Annotated in this window: 17 protein-coding genes; 7 read left to right on the top strand and 10 right to left on the bottom strand. The window is 63.8% G+C overall.

Annotated elements, in window-relative coordinates; genetic code table 11:
- Positions 1–12: 12 nt before the first annotated feature.
- From DYST_RS20705 to DYST_RS20690, 4 genes are all read left to right on the top strand, one after another.
- Positions 13–519 carry a hypothetical protein gene (locus DYST_RS20705; RefSeq protein WP_239948056.1) on the top strand — a complete coding sequence of 169 codons (507 nt, stop codon included), beginning with the start codon at positions 13–15 and terminating at the stop codon, positions 517–519.
- 118 nt (positions 520–637) lie between these two features.
- Complete coding sequence (locus DYST_RS20700) at positions 638–898, top strand: WGR domain-containing protein (protein WP_102301152.1); 261 nt, start codon at positions 638–640, stop codon at positions 896–898.
- A 1-nt stretch (position 899) separates the two neighbouring features.
- Positions 900–1,967 carry a uroporphyrinogen decarboxylase gene (gene hemE, locus DYST_RS20695; RefSeq protein WP_239948054.1) on the top strand — a complete coding sequence of 356 codons (1,068 nt, stop codon included), beginning with the start codon at positions 900–902 and terminating at the stop codon, positions 1,965–1,967.
- Between the two features lie 591 nt (positions 1,968–2,558).
- Positions 2,559–5,366, top strand: coding sequence for a valine--tRNA ligase (locus tag DYST_RS20690; RefSeq protein WP_239948052.1), 2,808 nt, complete (start codon positions 2,559–2,561; stop codon positions 5,364–5,366).
- Positions 5,367–5,570: 204 nt separating this feature from the next.
- On the opposite strand, the gene rimI is transcribed toward DYST_RS20690, so the two are convergent.
- From rimI to pssA, 3 genes are read right to left on the bottom strand one after another with little or no spacing between them, the layout of a single operon-like run.
- A complete protein-coding gene (rimI, locus tag DYST_RS20685; protein ID WP_102301155.1) occupies positions 5,571–6,044 on the bottom strand; it encodes a ribosomal protein S18-alanine N-acetyltransferase in 474 nt (157 codons plus the stop codon).
- Positions 6,045–6,050: 6 nt separating this feature from the next.
- Positions 6,051–6,536: a hypothetical protein gene (locus DYST_RS20680; RefSeq protein ID WP_239948044.1), complete on the bottom strand. Its 486-nt coding sequence runs from the start codon at positions 6,534–6,536 to the stop codon at positions 6,051–6,053.
- Positions 6,536–7,228, bottom strand: coding sequence for a CDP-diacylglycerol--serine O-phosphatidyltransferase (gene pssA / locus DYST_RS20675; RefSeq protein WP_239948042.1), 693 nt, complete (start codon positions 7,226–7,228; stop codon positions 6,536–6,538). Before pssA ends, DYST_RS20680 begins: the two co-directional genes overlap by 1 nt.
- A gap of 267 nt (positions 7,229–7,495) precedes the next feature.
- On the opposite strand from pssA, the gene DYST_RS20670 reads away from it, so the two are divergent.
- The 3 genes from DYST_RS20670 to DYST_RS20660 all read left to right on the top strand — a co-directional run bounded on the left by DYST_RS20670 (position 7,496) and on the right by DYST_RS20660 (position 10,430).
- A complete protein-coding gene (locus tag DYST_RS20670) occupies positions 7,496–7,927 on the top strand; it encodes a DUF4124 domain-containing protein (RefSeq protein ID WP_102301158.1) in 432 nt (143 codons plus the stop codon).
- Positions 7,928–8,028: 101 nt separating this feature from the next.
- Positions 8,029–9,726, top strand: coding sequence for a proline--tRNA ligase (locus tag DYST_RS20665; protein WP_239948040.1), 1,698 nt, complete (start codon positions 8,029–8,031; stop codon positions 9,724–9,726).
- Positions 9,727–10,103: 377 nt separating this feature from the next.
- Positions 10,104–10,430 carry an H-NS family nucleoid-associated regulatory protein gene (locus DYST_RS20660; RefSeq protein WP_239948038.1) on the top strand — a complete coding sequence of 109 codons (327 nt, stop codon included), beginning with the start codon at positions 10,104–10,106 and terminating at the stop codon, positions 10,428–10,430.
- Between the two features lie 67 nt (positions 10,431–10,497).
- On the opposite strand, the gene DYST_RS20655 is transcribed toward DYST_RS20660, so the two are convergent.
- The 7 genes from DYST_RS20655 to DYST_RS20625 form a co-directional block, all read right to left on the bottom strand.
- Entirely contained in the window at positions 10,498–11,772 is a 1,275-nt protein-coding gene (locus DYST_RS20655) for a threonine/serine ThrE exporter family protein (RefSeq protein WP_102301161.1), read from the bottom strand.
- Positions 11,773–13,060: 1,288 nt separating this feature from the next.
- Positions 13,061–13,507, bottom strand: coding sequence for an NfeD family protein (locus DYST_RS20650; RefSeq protein ID WP_239948037.1), 447 nt, complete (start codon positions 13,505–13,507; stop codon positions 13,061–13,063).
- Positions 13,508–13,516: 9 nt separating this feature from the next.
- Positions 13,517–14,470 carry an SPFH domain-containing protein gene (locus DYST_RS20645; protein ID WP_239948035.1) on the bottom strand — a complete coding sequence of 318 codons (954 nt, stop codon included), beginning with the start codon at positions 14,468–14,470 and terminating at the stop codon, positions 13,517–13,519.
- An 84-nt stretch (positions 14,471–14,554) separates the two neighbouring features.
- Positions 14,555–15,934 (bottom strand): sensor histidine kinase, encoded by a 1,380-nt coding sequence (locus tag DYST_RS20640; RefSeq protein WP_239948033.1) that lies wholly within the window; start codon positions 15,932–15,934, stop codon positions 14,555–14,557.
- Positions 15,935–15,962: 28 nt separating this feature from the next.
- Entirely contained in the window at positions 15,963–16,271 is a 309-nt protein-coding gene (locus DYST_RS20635) for a hypothetical protein (RefSeq protein ID WP_239948031.1), read from the bottom strand.
- A gap of 68 nt (positions 16,272–16,339) precedes the next feature.
- A complete protein-coding gene (locus tag DYST_RS20630; RefSeq protein WP_239948029.1) occupies positions 16,340–17,677 on the bottom strand; it encodes a sigma-54-dependent transcriptional regulator in 1,338 nt (445 codons plus the stop codon).
- 82 nt (positions 17,678–17,759) lie between these two features.
- Positions 17,760–18,197 (bottom strand): PDZ domain-containing protein, encoded by a 438-nt coding sequence (locus tag DYST_RS20625; RefSeq protein ID WP_239948027.1) that lies wholly within the window; start codon positions 18,195–18,197, stop codon positions 17,760–17,762.
- Positions 18,198–18,230 lie beyond the last annotated feature (33 nt).

Below are 18,230 nucleotides of genomic sequence, written 5' to 3'. Positions count from 1 at the left end.
TAGCGACACCCGATGATGCGCAGAACAAACGCATGGTTGCTCACCCTGCTCCTTGTCGGGGTCGTCCACACCGCGCACGGCGCAACGTCCCAGCGCTTCGACAACTTCCGGGTTCAGAACGTCTATCAAGGGCAAGTCGCCCCACCCGTGCTTCGCAGTGCGCAGGACAAGCGCTACCGCACCATGATCCGAAACGCCGCGACCAGCGAGAAGGTCAATTTTGCAGGCCACTACGTGCTTTCCGCCTTCGGCTGCGGCGGTGGCTGCCTGCAGATTTTTGCCCTGGACGCCCGCAATGGCGAGGTGTCCTGGCTGCCGTTCACTGTCAGCTGGGGCGTGGAGGACAAACTGTTCGATACGGAGATCATGCCGCTCGATTACCGCATCGACAGCAACCTGCTGGTGGTCGCCGGCAGCCGCAACGAACACGGGCACGGCACGTACAACTACATCTTCGAACACGGGCACTTCCGGCTACTGGATGCACGCGAAGATCCGCCGAACGGGCTCTGGCCTTAGCAGCCACACAACACGTAGGCCGCCCGCGCGAAAAGGCGCACTGCCTCGCCACTGGGCACGAAGCCTTCTAGAATGCGAGCTCTGCGGCCTACCGCCCTTTTTCCTCGAACCCGACTCCATGCGCCTCTACCTGCAAGCCATGTCCGCCACCGCCGAGGCGCCGCGCTACGTCCAGATCGTGCTGGAGCAGGATCTGCTGGGTGGCTGGACGCTGTATCGCGAGTCGGGTGTGCAAGGCGGTAAGGCCACGCTCAAGCGCGAGCAGTTTCTGGAGCGCGACGATGCACTCGCCGCGTTCGAAAAAGCGCGCGACGCGCAACTCAAGCGCGGCTTCCGCGTGATGTTCAGCCAGGGCCAGGACGGCCCTTACGGATCCTGAAATGAGTGATGCCCTGAAGAACGACCGCTTCTTGCGCGCATTGCGCCGGGAGGCCACCGACACCACGCCCGTGTGGGTCATGCGCCAAGCCGGCCGCTACCTGCCGGAATACCGCGCCACTCGGGCTCGCGCCGGCAGCTTCATGGCGCTGGCTCAAAATCCTGAACTGGCCTGCGAGGTGACGCTGCAGCCGCTGGAGCGCTTCGAGCTGGATGCAGCCATCCTGTTCTCGGACATCCTGACCATTCCCGACGCGATGGGCCTGGGGCTGAGCTTTGCCCAGGGCGAAGGCCCGCAGTTCGCGCATCCGGTGCGCACGAAAGCCGACATCGAGAAGCTCGCTGTGCCGGACATGGAAGGCGAGCTGCGTTATGTGATGGACGCCGTGCGCCTGATCCGCCGCGAACTGCACGGCCGCGTGCCGCTGATCGGCTTCTCCGGCAGCCCCTGGACGCTGGCCTGCTACATGGTGGAAGGCCAGGGCTCACGCGATTTCGCCCGTCTCAAGGCCATGTGCTGGAGCGAGCCCGCCCTCGCCCACCGCCTGCTCGACACGCTGGCCCAGGCCGTCACTGCATACCTGATCGCTCAGGCCGAGGCCGGCGCGCAGGCGCTGATGGTGTTTGATACCTGGGGTGGCCTGCTCGGCCCCGCGCCGTTCCGCGAGTTTTCGCTGCGCTACATGGCCCAGGTGGTCGAGGCGCTCAAGGCCCACCCGGCCAGCCGCGAACTGCCCGTGATCCTGTTCTCCAAGGGCGCCGGTCGGCACCTGTCGGCCATGGCCGACACCGGCTGCGCCGCCCTGGGCGTGGATTGGACCATTGACCTTGCCGACGCCCGCCAAGCCGTAGCTGGCCGCGTAGCGCTGCAGGGCAACCTGGACCCCGCGATCTTGCTGGCCGATCCGGAAGTGATCCGCCGCGAGGTGCGCCGCGTGCTGGACAGCTACGGCAACCATCCTGGGCATGTGTTCAACCTGGGGCATGGCATTACGCCGGAAGTGAATCCGGAGCACGTGAAGGTGTTGGTGGATGAGGTGCACGCTTATGGGCGGGAGCTGCGGGGCTGAGCTCGCTCTTCTCCCTCTCCCCTTGGGGGAGAGGGTTGGGGTGAGGGGTCAATCTAGCCCCACCGTTTCGTCTTTGCCGTCATCCCTGCGAAGGCAGGGATCCAGTGACTTTGCTTTCGGTTGTCGCGTGATCGCGATCTGGCTCGCCTGCCGCGGGCTTCCGTCCTCCTACCGGAGGCCGGGTCACTTTCTCTTGCTTGCCCAAGAGAAAGTAACCAAAGAGAAGGGCACCCCCACTTGGCGCTGGCCGGCTATGCCGGCCAGTTCGTGAGGGGCGGCCGGGCTTTTCGACAGGGCATCCTGCCCTGGCGAAAAGGGATCGGCATCCGTGCCGATCCCCCCTACGGGCCTGATCGTCCACCCCTCACCGCCGCACAGGGGGCCCGACGGTCAAAAGCGACGAGCCGACGGCTCGTGCAGCGGAGCTGCACATCGCTCCTTACTACCTGCACCCCGTGAGAGCAGAAGGCCACCTCCCCGCACAGGCTCAACCGCCAGCCAAAAATGGCACCCCAGCGCCCCCACCCGTACAATCGACCCTTTAACGTCAATCCCCACGCGCCAGCCTCGGCGCGCAATCGCGAGCCCCTGATGGACAAGAGTTTCGAGCCCGGCCAGATCGAATCGAAGTGGTATGCCGCCTGGGAAGCCAGCGGCGACTTCAAGCCGACCGGCCAGGGCGAGCCGTACTGCATCCTGCTGCCGCCGCCGAACGTCACTGGCACCCTGCACATGGGCCATGCGTTCCAGCAGACCGTGATGGACATGCTGATCCGCTACCAGCGCATGCGTGGCATGAACACGTTGTGGCAGGTAGGCACGGACCACGCCGGCATCGCCACGCAGAAAATCGTGGAGAACCAGCTCGCGGTAGAGAACAAGACGCGCCATGACCTGGGCCGCGAAGCCTTTATCGAGCGCGTGTGGCAGTGGAAGGAAGAGTCCGGCTCGACCATCACCAACCAGATGCGTCGCCTTGGCGTCGCTGCTGATTGGTCGCGCGAGCGCTTCACCATGGATCCGGGTCTGTCGGCCGCGGTGCGCAAGGTGTTCGTCGACTGGTTCCGCGCGGGCCTGATCTACCGTGGCAACCGCTTGGTGAACTGGGATCCAGCACTGGGCACGGCGGTCTCGGATCTCGAAGTGAACAATGTCGAGCGTGATGGCCATATGTGGTCCATCCGCTACTACACAGCCGACGGCAAGGACAGCGTTGTGGTCGCCACCACGCGTCCGGAAACCATGCTGGGTGACGTCGCCGTCGCAGTGAATCCGGAGGACGAGCGTTACACGCACCTCGTCGGCAAGACGTTGCGCTTGCCGCTGAGCGGCCGCGAGATTCCGGTGATCGCCGACGACTACGTCGATCGCGAGTTCGGCACCGGCTTCGTCAAGATCACGCCTGCGCACGACTTCAACGACTACGCCGTCGGTCAGCGCCACAACCTGACGCCGATCAACATCTTCACGCTTGACGCGAAGGTCAATGAAAACGGGCCGGAGAAGTACCGCGGCATGGACCGCTACGAAGCACGCAAAGCCGTGCTCGCGGACCTGGAAGCGGAAGGCCTGTTGGTGGAAACCAAGCCGCACAAGCTGCAGGTGCCGGTGAGCCAGCGCTCGGATGCCGTGATCGAGCCGATGCTCACCGACCAGTGGTTCCTCGACCTCACAAGCGAGAAGGGCCGCAAGGAAATCACCGAGCCGGCGCTCGACGCCGTGCGCTCGGGTGAAGTGAAGTTCGTGCCGGAAAACTGGAGCACCACGTACACGCAGTGGCTGGACAACATCCAGGACTGGTGCATCAGCCGCCAGCTGTGGTGGGGCCATCGCATCCCTGCGTGGTACGACGAAGCCGGCAACATCTTCGTCGGCGAAGACGAAGCCGACGCACGCGCACATGCCAGCACCACGCCGGTCGGCGCGCTACGCCAGGACGACGACGTGCTCGATACGTGGTTCAGCTCCGCGCTGTGGCCGTTCTCCACCCTGGGCTGGCCGATGGACGGCCCGGTGAAGGACGAGCACGGCAACGTCGTGGCGAACTGGGAAAGCGACAATGTCTTCCTGCCCAGCGCCGTGCTGGTGACGGGTTTTGACATCATCTTCTTCTGGGTCGCGCGCATGGTGATGGCGACCAAGTACTTCACCGGTCGCGTGCCGTTCCGCCATGTCTACATCAACGCCATCGTGCGTGATGCAGAAGGCCAGAAGATGTCTAAGTCCAAGGGCAATACGCTCGATCCGCTCGATCTCATCGACGGCATCGAGCTGGAGCCGCTGGTCGCCAAGTCGACGAAGTCGTTGCTGATTCCGCAAGTGCGCGAGAAGGTGGAAAAGCGCATCCGCAAGGACTATCCGGCCGGCATCCCGTCCATCGGCACCGACGCGCTGCGTTTCACTTTCGCCGCGCTGGCCAGCTACAGCCGCACCATCAACTTCGACATCAAGCGTGCCGAAGGCTACAAGGCGTTCTGCAACAAGCTGTGGAACGCCGCGCGCTTCGTGCTGATGAACCTGCCGGAAGGCGAGCTCGCCGCACCGGCGAATGGACCGGTGACGAAGGCGGAGCGCTGGATCCTTACGCGCCTGAAGCAGACGCTCACCGATGTCGAACAGCACTTCGCCAACTATCGCTTCGACCTGCTGGCGCAGGAACTCTATGAGTTCACCTGGAACGAGTTCTGCGACTGGTTCCTGGAATTGTCCAAGCCCGCGTTGAACGGCGACGATGCCGCCGCTGCGGCCTCCACGCGCCACACGCTGGTGGTGGTGCTGGAAACCATCCTGCGCGCGCTGCACCCCATCGTGCCGTTCATCAGCGAGGAGATCTGGCATTCGGTGGCACCAAAGCTCGGCCTCGACGCCAAGTTCCTGATGGAGCGCCCGTGGCCGAAGGCCGGTGACATCGTGGCCGACGAAGCCGCCACCGCCGAGATCGAATGGTTCAAAAATGTGCTGAGCGGCATCCGCCGTATCCGTGCGGAGATGAACATCCCGCCGGGCAAAGTGCTCCCGGTGCTGCTCGCCGATGGCGATGGCGCAGACCGGACTCGTGCCGCTGCAAACACAGCGAACATCAGCTTCCTGGCTCGTGTCGACGCACCGCACTGGATCGAATCGGGCAAGGACGAACCCGCAGCTGCCGCTGCAGTGGTCGGTTCGATGCGTGTGCTGATCCCGCTCGCCGGCCTGATCGATCTTGGTGCAGAAAAAGCCCGCCTCTCGAAGGAAATCGCCCGCATCGAAGGCGAGATCAAGAAGTGCGAAGGCAAGCTGGGCAACGCCAACTTCGTCGCCAACGCACCGGAGGAAGTGGTTGCGCAGGAACGCCAGCGCATCACCGACTGGACCACGCAGGCCAACGCGCTGCGCGAGCAGGCGCAGAAGCTGGGCTGAAACCAACGTCGCGACGCTCGACGCGAATGTATGTTCCTCGCTCTAATCCACCAGGATTAGGGCGAGGGGCATGCAGCTTAGATCGCGCAACCGGGCGCTCGCATATCGCGCGCTGTTTACGACAACCCGTGCCGCTTCTCGGGCAGATACTTTCCACCAGCGATCCGGCGAACGATGGCGCCACGCCGCGGCGGCGCGCTAGGTTTACGGCGCCGGCGACAAATCCAGTGCCATCACGATGGCGTCTTCGCGTCCTTCCTTGGCCGGGTAGTACTTCGGCCGGCGCCCGATCTCCTCGAAACCGATCGAGCGATACATGGCCTGCGCCACTGGATTGGACGGCCGCACCTCAAGGAACACCCTGCCCGCGCCATTCCAGCGGGCGATGTCCAGCAAGCGCCGGAACAGGAATCGCCCGAGCCCGAGCCCCCGGTGATCGGGACCGACACAGACGTTGAGGACGTGCGCTTCATCGGCAGCCACCGACAGCACGCCATAACCGGCAATCACACCGTCCACCCACATCACCCAGCTCGGGTGACCGGCCTTCAGGCAGTCATTGAAGATGCCCGCTGTCCACGGGAAATCGTACGAAGATGCCTCCATCGCCGCCACGATCGGCACGTCGTCGCGACGCATGGCGCGGATTTCGGCGTGAGGACGGGCCACAGCGACCATGCAGGACTACTCCGCAGACGAGGCCAGCGCGCGACGCAGGCTGCGCAGCGCGTTCCAGAGCCTACGCTTGCCGGCGCCTGAGGTCAGCACGCCAGCGGGCTCATCGGCCAGCACGATATGGGCGCGGCTCACGGTAGCCGCCGGCAATTCGCGACCCAACGCCCGCGCCTGCGCCTCACCGAAGACGAGATACGCACGAGCTTCCGGCGGATTCGCCAGTTGACCCTCAGTCACTTCGATGCGCGGTGCCCTGGCCACGGCGGCGCCGCAGGCCATCAGCGCACGCCCCACCAGATCGAGCTCCCGCGGCGAGCAGCCAGCGGGCAACACCACCACGCAATCACCTGTCATCACCGCAGACATGGCGTCGACTGCAGAGACGCTCACGACCGCCGACTCTGCGGCCGCCGCGCGACGCACCCACGGCGTGACGCCCAGCGCGCGCAACACACGCTCGCGATGCGGCAAGGAGGTGGGTGCAAACCCGGCCATCAGACGACTCCCCGACGCCGGCGACGCGTGGCGCGTCCCCACACGGTCATCGCAGGGCCAGACAGCAAGTACAGGGTGAACACGACGAACAGCACACGCGGTGGGTCAATGAAGAACGGCACCAGCACCAGCACGCCGATCAGCACCCACAGGAACGGCACACGGTCGCCCATCGGCAGCGATTTGAAGCTGTAGTAGCGAAAATTACTGACCATGAGCAGGCCCACCAACACAGCGATCACCGGGGTGACGAAGCACACCTCCGCACCGATCACGCCGAACTTATCCATGCTCCACACAAAGGACATGCACACGGCCGCTCCCGCCGGACTCGCCAACCCCTGGAAATAGCGCTTGTCGATCACGCCGACCTGGGTGTTGAAGCGCGCCAGCCGCAAGGCCGCGCAGGCTGCGTAGATGAAGGCGGCAGCCCAGCCTATCTTGCCCCAGGTGGGGCCGTAGTCCTTCAGTGCCGATAGCGACCAGGTGTACATCACCAGCGACGGCGCCAAGCCAAAGCTGATCAGGTCCGACAGCGAGTCGTACTGCACGCCGAACTCGCTCTGGGTGTTGGTCAGGCGAGCCACGCGACCGTCCATACCGTCCAGCAGCGCTGCCACGAATACGGCGATGGCCGCCGAGCTGAAATCCCCGCCGATGCTCGTCACGATCGCGTAGAACCCGGCGAACATCGCACCGGTCGTGATCAGGTTCGGCAGCAGATAAATCCCCCGATGGCGTGGGGGGGCTGGCGGGCGTACTGTCGCTCATGAATCAATCCGTGACGGAATACGCGCAGTGTAAACCATCCCCCGCTTGAGTCCGGCTGGAGGGGGTGCAACGATGCTACGGCCTCGCAGGAGGGCGTCGCCGGCCTCGCCGGTCCACCGGGATATGCCCAGAAACGCCGCCGGAGCGAGCCCGCTTTCCTTAACCTGCCCTACGCCCCGGAGTCCACCATGCGTCGCCTGATGATTGCCACTGCGCTGCTGCTCGTTGCGCCCCTGGTCGCCGCCCAGGCATACAAGTGGAAGGACGCCAACGGCACCGTGCACTACTCCGATGCACCGCCGCCGCAGGGCACCAAGTACAACAAGGTCACCACCAGTGGCTCGGTGGAACCACTGGCCGCACCGCCGGCCCAGACTGCTAGCACGGAACCGTCCAGTGATGCCGCCAAGCCGGCAACGCCCCAGCAGCCGATGGCCGACACCCCGGAAAACCGCGCAAAGCTGTGCACCACGCTCAAAGCCAACATGGACACGCTCAAGGGCAGCGGCCCCGTGATCATGGAAGAAGGTGGCCAGCAGAAGGTCATCAACGCCGACCAGCGCCAACAGCAGCAGGCCACCTCCCAGGCGCAGTACCAGCAGTATTGCTCGGGCACCTAAGCGCATCCCGGCGGCGCAAGCGCACGGAAACTGGCACGGTCAGCCAAGTCACGTGTCGCGGGCCGCTATAATCGCCCTCTTTCTCCGCCGGATCCGTTCGCATGCGCCTCAGCCAATTCCACCTGGCCACCGTCAAGGAAGTCCCTGCCGACGCCGAAATCACCAGCCATCGCCTGATGCTGCGTACCGGCATGATCCGCAAGCTCGCCTCCGGCCTGTACACCTGGTCGCCGCTGGGCCTGCGCGTGCTACGCAAGGTGGAGGCCGTCGTTCGTGAGGAAATGGACCGCGCCGGCGCGGTCGAACTGCTCATGCCGACCATCCAGCCCAAAGAGCTGTGGGAGGAAAGCGGTCGCTGGGCGAAATTCGGCCCGCAGCTGCTGAAGATCAAGGACCGCAAGGAGCAGGAGTTCTGCTACGCGCCCACGGCCGAGGAAGTGATCACCGACTTCGCGCGCAACGAGCTGAAGAGCTACAAGCAACTGCCGGTCAACTTCTATCAGATCCAGACCAAGTTCCGCGACGAGATCCGCCCCCGCTTCGGCGTGATGCGCGCGCGCGAGTTCCTGATGAAGGATGCCTACTCCTTCCATCTCTCCCAGGAATCGCTGGCTGAAACCTATGACGCCATGTACCAGGCGTACACGCGCATCTTCACCCGCCTGGGCCTGACGTTCCGCGCTGTGCAGGCCGACACCGGCGCCATCGGCGGCAACGCCAGCCACGAATTCCAGGTACTGGCCGATTCGGGCGAAGACGCACTGATCTTCTCCGACGGCTCCGACTACGCCGCCAACATCGAGAAGGCCGAGGCGCTGGCGCCCACCGCCGAGCGCCCCGCCGCGTCCGCCGCACTCCAGCGCGTGGATACACCCACGCAGAAGACCATCGAAGACGTTGCTGCCTTCCTGAAGGTCACGCCGCAGCAGTGCGTGAAGACCATCCTGGTGCGCGGCACCGAAGGCCTCGTCGCGCTGTGCGTGCGCGGCGACCACGAGATCAACGAGGTGAAGGCCGGCAAGCTCGCTGAGATGCCGGGTGATTCCGTGCTGGCCTCCGAGGAGGAAATCCTCGCCGCTACCGGTGCCCGCCCCGGCTTCATCGGACCGGCTGGGCTGCCGGCGAGCATCCCCGTCATCGTCGATCGCAGCGCGGCCGTGTTGGCCGATTTCGTCTGCGGCGGCAACCAGGACGGCACCCACTACACCGGCGCCAACTGGGATCGCGACGCCCGCGTGACCCGTGTGGAAGACATCCGCAAGGTCGTCGCTGGCGACCCCTCGCCGGATGGCAAGGGCACCCTGCAGATCGCGCGCGGCATTGAGGTGGGCCACGTGTTCCAGCTCGGCAGCAAGTACGCCGAGGCACTCAAGGCCACCGTGCTGGATGAGAACGGCAAGGCCCAGGTAATGCTGATGGGCTGCTACGGCATCGGCGTCAGTCGCATCGTGGCGGCCGCCATCGAACAGCGCCACGATGACGCCGGCATCATCTGGCCCGAGCCGATGGCCCCCTGGCGCGCGGCTGTGTGCGTGATCAATCCCAAGAACACGCCGGAAATCAGCGAGGCCGCTCAATCGCTCTACCAGGCTTTGCAGGCCCGCGGCATCGACGTGGTGCTAGACGACCGTGGCCTGCGTCCCGGCGCCATGTTCGCGGACATGGAACTAATCGGCATTCCACATCGCGTGGTCGTCAGCGAGCGCGGCCTCGCCGCCGGTACGCTGGAATACCGTGCCCGCAACGAGGCCGAAGCCCGGGCCGTGACGCAAGACGAGCTGTTCGCACTGCTCGGTTAATGCAGGATCAGTTGTCATAAAAAACGGCCGCGCAAGCGGCCGTTTTCTTTATTGTCCGGCGCTGACATTTTCAGCCCGGTTCCATTGGCCTATCGCAGTCATTTACGGTCCGACGCCAGACATTTTCCACTGAACGGTCGGCCATCGATTAATCGTCATGTGCCATGCGTCATGATTCGAACTAAAGGGGGATGGGCGCCACATAAATCCACAGGGCCCATTATTGGAATCACATGAAACAAATGGCTTTACCCGTTCCTGGCAATGTCGGCTTTGCATCAAAACGTTGAATCGGTAAAAATCAATAAACCATAAGAGGTACTGCCCTAAGTTGCGGTGCCCGTGCAAGTAGCCACACTCACCCCCGGGAGTAACGCATGGCAGTTGATATCAAGAACCTCAACCATAATCAGCTCAACGACCTGATCAGCAAGGCGCAGAGTCGCCAGCACGAATTGCGTAAGGAAAAGGTTTCCAAGCTTCGCGAGAAAATCCACGCATTGATCAAGGCCGAGGGTTTTTCGGTTGAAGATATTTTTGGCAGCGCACGCGCCGGCAAGGCCCGTCGCAGCGGTGGCACAGTGGCTCCCAAGTATCGCAATCCCGCTGATCCTGAGCAGATGTGGTCGGGTCGCGGCAAGCGTCCGCGCTGGTTCAATGACGCACTGAAGGCCGGCAAAAAGGAAAAGGATCTGGCGATCTGATCGTCCATCCTGTAAACAAAAAAATGCCGACCCAAGGGTCGGCATTTTTATTTGCGGCCTCGCATTTTTACAACGAACGGCGTGGCGCAATAAGCAGATCGCCGAACAGCAATCCGGCCACCAATGCAATGAGCAGCGTTACCAGCAGCAAACTGGTGTCCATGCCCAACGTGGTGTCCCGCTCGAGCAAATACGACACGCTGCGAAACCCTGTACTTCCCGGCACCAGCAGAATGATGCCGGGCTCGCGAATGATGGCGCCCGGCCGGTGCACAAAACGCGCATACAGATTGGCAAGGCTGCTCAGGATCAATCCGCCCAGGAACACACCGAACGGCGCCGCCGGCAGTTTGGCGGCCAACGCACCACCCCAGCGCGTCGCCAGATATCCGATCACCACCGCCGCCATGACCACCAGCCAGTCGCGCCGTGCCGCGCGGAAGGAAATGGCAAAGGCGAAAGCGCCCAGGATCAACGCCGGATAATCCGTCCACGATGGCAAAGGCGGCAACGCGTAATCGCGGCCTTCGATGCCGAATGCCGTGCACAGCGTGGTCGCGGCCACCGCACCAAAGGTGAGTTTGATAAGCGTCGCGATCGCACCACCCATGCGTGCCACGCCCGCCACCAAATGCTGGCTGGAGATCTCGCGCACCGCCGTGGTGAGTGCCATGCCCGGCATGAGCACGATCAATCCCGCCAGGATCACTGACTTGATCGCCAACGGCACCACGAACTGGCTGACTACGATAGCAATGGTCGTAGCGACCAGCGCGCTGATGGCCTCACTCGCCACGGCCAGCCGAGGCCGTGTGGCAGAAAGCACAGTGATCGTGCCGATGATGAGGCCGATCACCGCCGCCGCGATGAGATCCGCCCACGAGCTGTGCAACAGCAGCGCCACAACACTCGCCGCCGCCAGGCCGTAACTCGCGATCACGCCCGCCTGCGCGCGGCGTGTGTCCGGCCGCCCCAGCTCGCGCAACTGGCGAAACCCTCCGCGCAGATCGATGTCGCCTGCGATCACCTTGTCGGCGATGGCATCGGCGTCGCTCAACCGCGCCAGGTTCACGTCACCCGGCGCCAGACGCATCACCTGGGTAACCTGAGCCACCTCGTCCTCACCCTGCGTGAGGTCGGTGAACGAGATGATGATGGCCGTTGGACTGGACCAGACATCCGCCACCAACCCCAACCGTTGCGCCGCCCCGCCGATAGCCCCCTCCAGGCGCGGCGCCGCCGTGCCGTACTGGTGCAGGCGACGCGCCAGCTCCAGCAGGAACGCGATGCGGGTGTTGAGCGGTGCCATCGCCTGTGGCGTGAGGATGAGGGGCGGATTCATCGCGCAGTGGTCCGGGCGACGGTGGTCGCTGGCGATGGGGTGGTGGTGGGCTTGGCCTGGGGCATGACGGTAGTAAAACTGATTTGGACGGCTATGTCAGGGGGAGGAGTCTGGGGTTCGTTGTCTGAATCGTGGTTGTGTTGGTGGTGTGCGTGTCGTTTGCTCAACGTGGGCGTTCGTTCTGCTCCCTCTCCCCTTCGGGGAGAGGGTTGGGGTGAGGGGTGGGTGCTCGCGGTACCGCTTCATCTTTGTCGTCATCCCTGCGAAAGCAGGAGGCGCTTTTCAACAGCCGAAGGGCTGGTTATCTAGTGACCTTGTGCTCGGTTGTCGCGATATCGCGACCTGGCTCGCCTGCGGCGGGCTTCCGAACTGCTGCCGCAGTCCGGGTCACTTTTCTTTGCTTGCCCGAAGAAAAGTAACCAAAAGAAAAGGCCCCCCGGATGAGTCGCCTTCCGGGCTTCGCCCTCCAGGTGCGCGGTCGGGTTCCGGGCTTTTCGACGGGGCTCCTGCCCCGACGAAAAGGAATCGGCATCCATGCCGATTCCCCTGCGGGCCTTCTCTCCACCCGCCCGCCGCCTCATACGGGGACCCGATAGATCAAGAGCAGCAAGCAGACGGCTCGTGCAGCAGAGCTGCACATCGCGTCACGACAGGTCGCTTTGCTCCTGCCAAGCACACAAACTCAAAGCAGAAGAGAAAAGCGATGCCGTTACGCATCGAGTCCTCCACACCGGTCGGGAAGCGCAGCGAAGCCTGCTTTAAGTCCTTTCCGCATTAGTGCGATGTGCAGCTCTGCTGCACGAGCCTTCGGCTCGACGCCATTGACCTTCGGGCCCCCTGTGCGGCGGTGAGGGGTGGACGAGAAGGCCCGCAGGGGGATCGGCATGGATGCCGATCCCTTTTCGCCGGGGCAGGAGCCCCGTCGAAAAGCCCGGCCGCCCCTCACGAACTGGCCGGCGCAGCCGGCCAGCGCCAAGTGGGGGTGCCCTTTCTTCGGGTTACTTTTCTTTACTCCGGGCATCCTGCCCTCCGCCCTTCGGGCCGGCTTCGCCGTTCGCACGCGCTCCTGCGCGTGCGTGGGCAAGCAAAGAAAAGTGACTCGGCCTCCGGTAGGAGGGCGAAAGCCCGCCGCAGGCGAGCCAGATCGCCGTAGCGCTAAAACCAAACACCGAGGCTCTGGATCCCGGCCTACGCCGGGATGACGGCTAGAGATGAAACGGTAAGGCGAGCACCCGCCCCTCACCCCAACCCTCTCCCCAAAAGGGGAGAGGGAGCAAAGAACGGTCCCCTACTCCGCCGCCCTCACCAACAACGTAGTCCCATCGACCCCCACCACCTCCACCATACTGCCGACAGGCAAATCCGGCCCACTCACCAACCACAAACTATCGCCCACCTTCGCCTTGCCCCGCCCATGGACGATAGGCTCAGCCAGCACATAGCGTTGTCCGATCTTCTGCTCACCACGTCGGTTGAGCAGCGCGTCACCCGGCTCGTTGCGCATCAGGCGCGGACGCAGCCCGTACCAATAGGCCGCACAGGAAAGAAACGCGAGCACCACGAACACCAGCGCCTGCGCGAGCAACGACATACCCGGCGCAACCAGCACCACCAACCCGGTGACGCCAGCGGCAATGCCGATCCACAGCATGAAATAGCCGGGCAGGATCACCTCGATGGCGATCAGCACCAACGCGAGGATCCACCACAGGTAATGCACGGCGATCTGTTCCATGGTCGTCGCTCAGCTCATCGACGGTGGCGTGCGGCGGCCCGTATTGCTGGCCTGCTGTTGGCTGAGCGAATCCTTGGCGAGCTCGGCAATGCCTGCCAGCGAACCGAGGATGCCGGTGGTTTCCATCGGAAGCAGCAGCATCTTCTGGTTGGGCGAGTGCGCCATTTCCTTCAGCGCCTCGACGTACTTGTTGGCGACGAAATAATTGAGCGCGTTGACGTTACCGTTGGCGATCGATTCGGACACCATGGTGGTTGCCTTGGCTTCGGCTTCTGCCGAGCGCTCGCGGGCTTCAGCAGCGCGGAAAGCGGCTTCCTTCTCACCTTCTGCCGCCAGAATCACTGACTGCTTTTCACCTTCAGCCTTGAGAATGGCTGCCTGACGAAAACCTTCTGCTTCGAGAATGTTTGCACGCTTCTCGCGCTCGGCCTTCATCTGGCGCGCCATCGAATCAATCAGATCTCGCGGAGGCGCGATGTCCTTGATCTCGATGCGATTGACCTTGACACCCCACGGATGGGTGGCTTCATCCACCACGTTAAGCAGCTTGGCGTTGATGGCGTCGCGCTGACTCAGCGATTCATCCAGGTCCATCGAGCCCAGCACCGTGCGGATGTTGGTCATCACCAACGCCAGCGCGGCCTGCTCGAGATTTGCCACTTCATAGGCGGCTTTGGCTGCATCCAGCACCTGATAGAACACCACACCATCGACGCGCACCACGGCGTTGTCCTTGGTGATGACGTCCTTCGAGGGCACGTCCAGCACCTGCTCCATCATGTTCATCTTGCGACCGATGCTGTAGATGAAGGGGACGAGGAAATGCAGGCCCGGTGTGAGCGTGCGCGTATAGCGACCGAAACGCTCCACCGTCCATTCGTAACCCTGCGGCACCATGCGCACCAGCTTGGCGACCACAATCACGGCGACCGCGATCAATACGAGAGCAAATATCGAGCCCATTGCCTGCCTTCCCATTCCATGAAGATGGGATCGAGTATAGGCGAGCCCGGCGCCGACAAAGTGTCGTGGCTATTTGATTGAACGTTATCTTGACCCTAGCGGGAGCAACAGGCTGACCCGCAGGCCGCCATCCTCCCGGTTGTTGAGCGCGATGCGGCCGCCATGGGCTTCCACGATCTCGCGCGCCAACGCCAGACCCAGGCCGGTGCCGGAACGCTTGGTGGAATAGAACGGCAACAGGGCCTGCGCCAGCACCGTCTCGCTCATGCCAGGGCCACGGTCGGCCACCTCGATGCGCGCATCACGGGCGACGATCATGACCGACAGCGATACTTCGTCATCGGCGCTGCCCGATTCGTGTGCGTTCTTCACCAGGTTGATCAATACCTGCTCGATCTGCGCCGTGTCGAACCAACCGGGCTGCTCGGGCAAGGCGCTGCCCAGGCGGAATTTGCAGTGCAACGCCAAGCCGTCCAGGAATGGCTTCCATTCGATCGCCTTGGGTTGTGGCGCGGGCAGCTTGGCGAAACTGGCGTAGCCGGCAATGAAACCATGCAGATGCCGCGCGCGCTCACCGATGGTGGCGAAGACGCCCGGCAGGCGCGCGGTGTCGCCCCGGCGCGCGAGTTCCGCGCCGGAATGCGCCAGCGAGGAAATCGGCGCCAGCGAGTTGTTGAGTTCATGGCTGATCACGCGGATCACGCGTTTCCACGTGGCGACTTCCTGTCGCGACAGTTCGCGCGTCATGCGCCGGAACAACTGCAAACGATGCGGCCTCCCCTGCAAACGGAAGCTGCGTTGCGATAGGTGAAAGGTTTCCTCACCGCCGTCCATCTCCACGGTCAGCAGCGCATCCTCTCCGCTTTCCACCGCGCGACGCAGTGCTTCGGGACTGTCGCTGAGCAGCTCGCCGAAATCCAGGCCGTGCAAAGTGCGCCCCTCGTTGAAGAGATGGCGCGAAGCAATGTTGGCGTAGGTCACTCGTCCGCTGGCATCAGTGAGCACCAGCGCGACGGGCGTGTTCTGCACCACCGTATCCAGCAGCAATTCGCGCTGTGCAAGGTTCTGGCGCTGCTCGCGCAAGGTCTGCCCCAGCGCGTTGTGCATGCGGATCAGCTCGCCCAGTTCGTCGCGGCGCGTGGCCGCGATGGAAAAGCTGAAGTCACCGTCGCGGTAACTGGCCACGGCGCCTTCGAGCGCGCGCAACAGCTTGGTGATGGGCGATATCACGCGATGGCCCAGCCAGAGCGACAAGGGCAGCAGAAAGGCCATCGATACGAGGATGCCGCCGTAAAACCCGAAATGCGCCGGCGTTCCGAGGTTGATGCCTAGCTGGCGTAGCCATACCAGAATCTGCGGCAACGGCCACTGCGTCACACCAGCGTAGATAAGTGCGCCCGCGATACCGGCAAAACCCAGCAGCATCACCATGCGCGACTCGAGCGAACGCAAGCCCAGCCACATCAAACCTCTCCCCCGCAAACGACGGCCGTCAGTGACACGCGCCACCCGGCCCCATCGGCACGCAATTGATATTCGGCCCGTGGCCGTTGTTGATGATCACGCGGATCGGCGTCTGGTCGGGCGGCGCCTTGTCCTTAGCGGGACCTTCGTTGAAATTGAAACGCTGCGCGTCGCCAGCGGCCGTGCTAAGTGTGTCGCGATAACCACTCGCCACGGTGCTCGCCGGCGCAGGCGAGAGCTTGCCCCAGTGATCGCTGGATGAGGTCGGGACAATGCTCTGCGCTGTTGCGTTGGCGCACAGCAGTGCGGTGACGAGAAGCAGGTAGCGATAGCGCATGACGGACTCCATCGACCCTCGTGACATCATCCTCGGCCTTCACCACTAGGGCAACGCCGTCAGCCGCGTTACACCTGGGCCAGCCCGTAACGCTCCATGCGGCGATACAACGCCTGCCGCGACAACCCCAACGACTGGGCGGCACGACTGACCACACCGCCCGCCTTGTCCAGGGCAGCCTCTACCGATTCACGACTGGGTTCATCCAGATTGCGCGCACCTGCAGCGGCCAACTGCGGCAGGTTGAGCAGCTCCGACGTGATGCGACCATCGGTGGCCAGCAGCGCAGCGCGCTCGATGGCGTTCTTCAACTCGCGCACATTGCCGGGCCACGCATAGCCCAGCAGTGCATCGCGCGCGGCATCGGTCAGTTCGGCGCGGCTGTCGAGGAAAAAATCAGCCAACGGCATGATGTCGTCCACGCGGTCGGACAACGACGGCAGGTTCACCTCGATGACGTTGAGGCGATAGTACAAGTCTTCGCGGAAGGTACCTGCGCGGATCATTGCCTTCAGGTCCGCATTGGTCGCGCTCAGCACACGCACCTTCACATGGCGCGTGCGGCCGGAACCCAGTCGCTCGAACTGGCCAGTTTCCAGCACGCGCAGCAGCTTCACCTGCCCCGACAGTGGCAGATTGCCGATCTCATCGAGGAACAGCGTGCCGCCGTCGGCCAATTCGAAACGGCCCTCGCGCGCCTTGTTGGCGCCGGTATATGCGCCGGCATCGGCGCCGAACAGTTCGGCCTCGATCAGCTCACCCGGCAAGGCGCCGCAGTTCACTGCAACAAAGGGACCGCGCTTCACGCCCGAATTGGCATGCACGATCGCGGCGATACGCTCCTTGCCGGCGCCGTTGGGGCCAGTGATGAGCACGGGCACGTCCGAGCGCGCCACCTGGCAGGCCAGGTCCAGCGTGCGCGCCATCGCCTCGGAGGCGAACACGATGCCGTTGAGGTCATAGCGGCGCTGCAGGTCTTCACGGCGCTTGCGGCGTTCGTTGCGAGTGCGCGTCACCTCGCGGGTGGATTCCGACAGCTCCAGCAGGTTCTCCACCGTGGTGAGCAGCTTGGCGTCGTCCCAGGGCTTGGCGAGATAGTCCGCCGCGCCGGCCTTCACCAGTTCTACTGCCGTTTCCAGGTGCGTCCAAGCGGTGAGCAGGATCACCGGCAGGTCGGTATGGCGATGGCGGATATCGCGGAACAGCGCGATGCCCTCCTCGCCCGAGGTGGTGTCGGCCGTGAAGTTCATGTCCTGGATCACTACGTCCACCCGCTCGGTTTCGAGCATGGCCAAGCCTTGTTCAGGCGTGAGCGCGGTGAGCGGGCGGATCTCATGCAGGGAAAGCGCCAAAGACAGCGCCTCACCCACGGCCGGGTTGTCATCGATGATCAGTACGGTTCGCATTCGTCGCTTGCACATGTATACGTGGATGCAGCTCCACGCCAAAAGGTTGCCATCATTCTGTCGATTCGTCGCTGTTGGTGATTCAACCGCCCGGCGGCGCCGGTGGTGCGGGGAGTGCCGGAGGCGCTGGTGGAGCCGCTGGAGCCTCGTGCAACAGGTCGACGCGGGCCTTAGCGGCGAGCATCACTTGTTGTTCGCTGCCGTTGCGACGCACCTTCAAAGGCATGGGCGAGGCGCCGTGGGCACGCAGCGTAGCGACCAGGTCGGCGACGTGCGCCACCGGTTTGCCGTCGGCCTCGAGGATCACGTCGCCCGCGGAAAGACCCCAGAGATCCACCGGCGTTTCTTTCACCACCCTGACGCCGCCGCCCTTCTCCGTCGCCAGATGCATGTACTGCCCCTCGCTGCGCCAGCGCAGGGTATCGGTGGACTGCCAGGCGAACCAATCCAAGGCTAGCGCCTGGCTCGCCGGCAGCAACAGGCCAGCGACCAGCAGTAAGTGCTTCAACGCTCGTCGCATGTCATCCCTCCCCGCAGAAGCGCGCGCCGCCTT

Origin of the sequence: Dyella terrae (assembly GCF_022394535.1) — a bacterium.
In the GTDB taxonomy this organism is placed as follows: Bacteria; Pseudomonadota; Gammaproteobacteria; order Xanthomonadales; family Rhodanobacteraceae; genus Dyella.
Note: the sequence above shows the minus strand (reverse complement) of the source record. Positions and strands in the feature narration are given on the sequence as shown.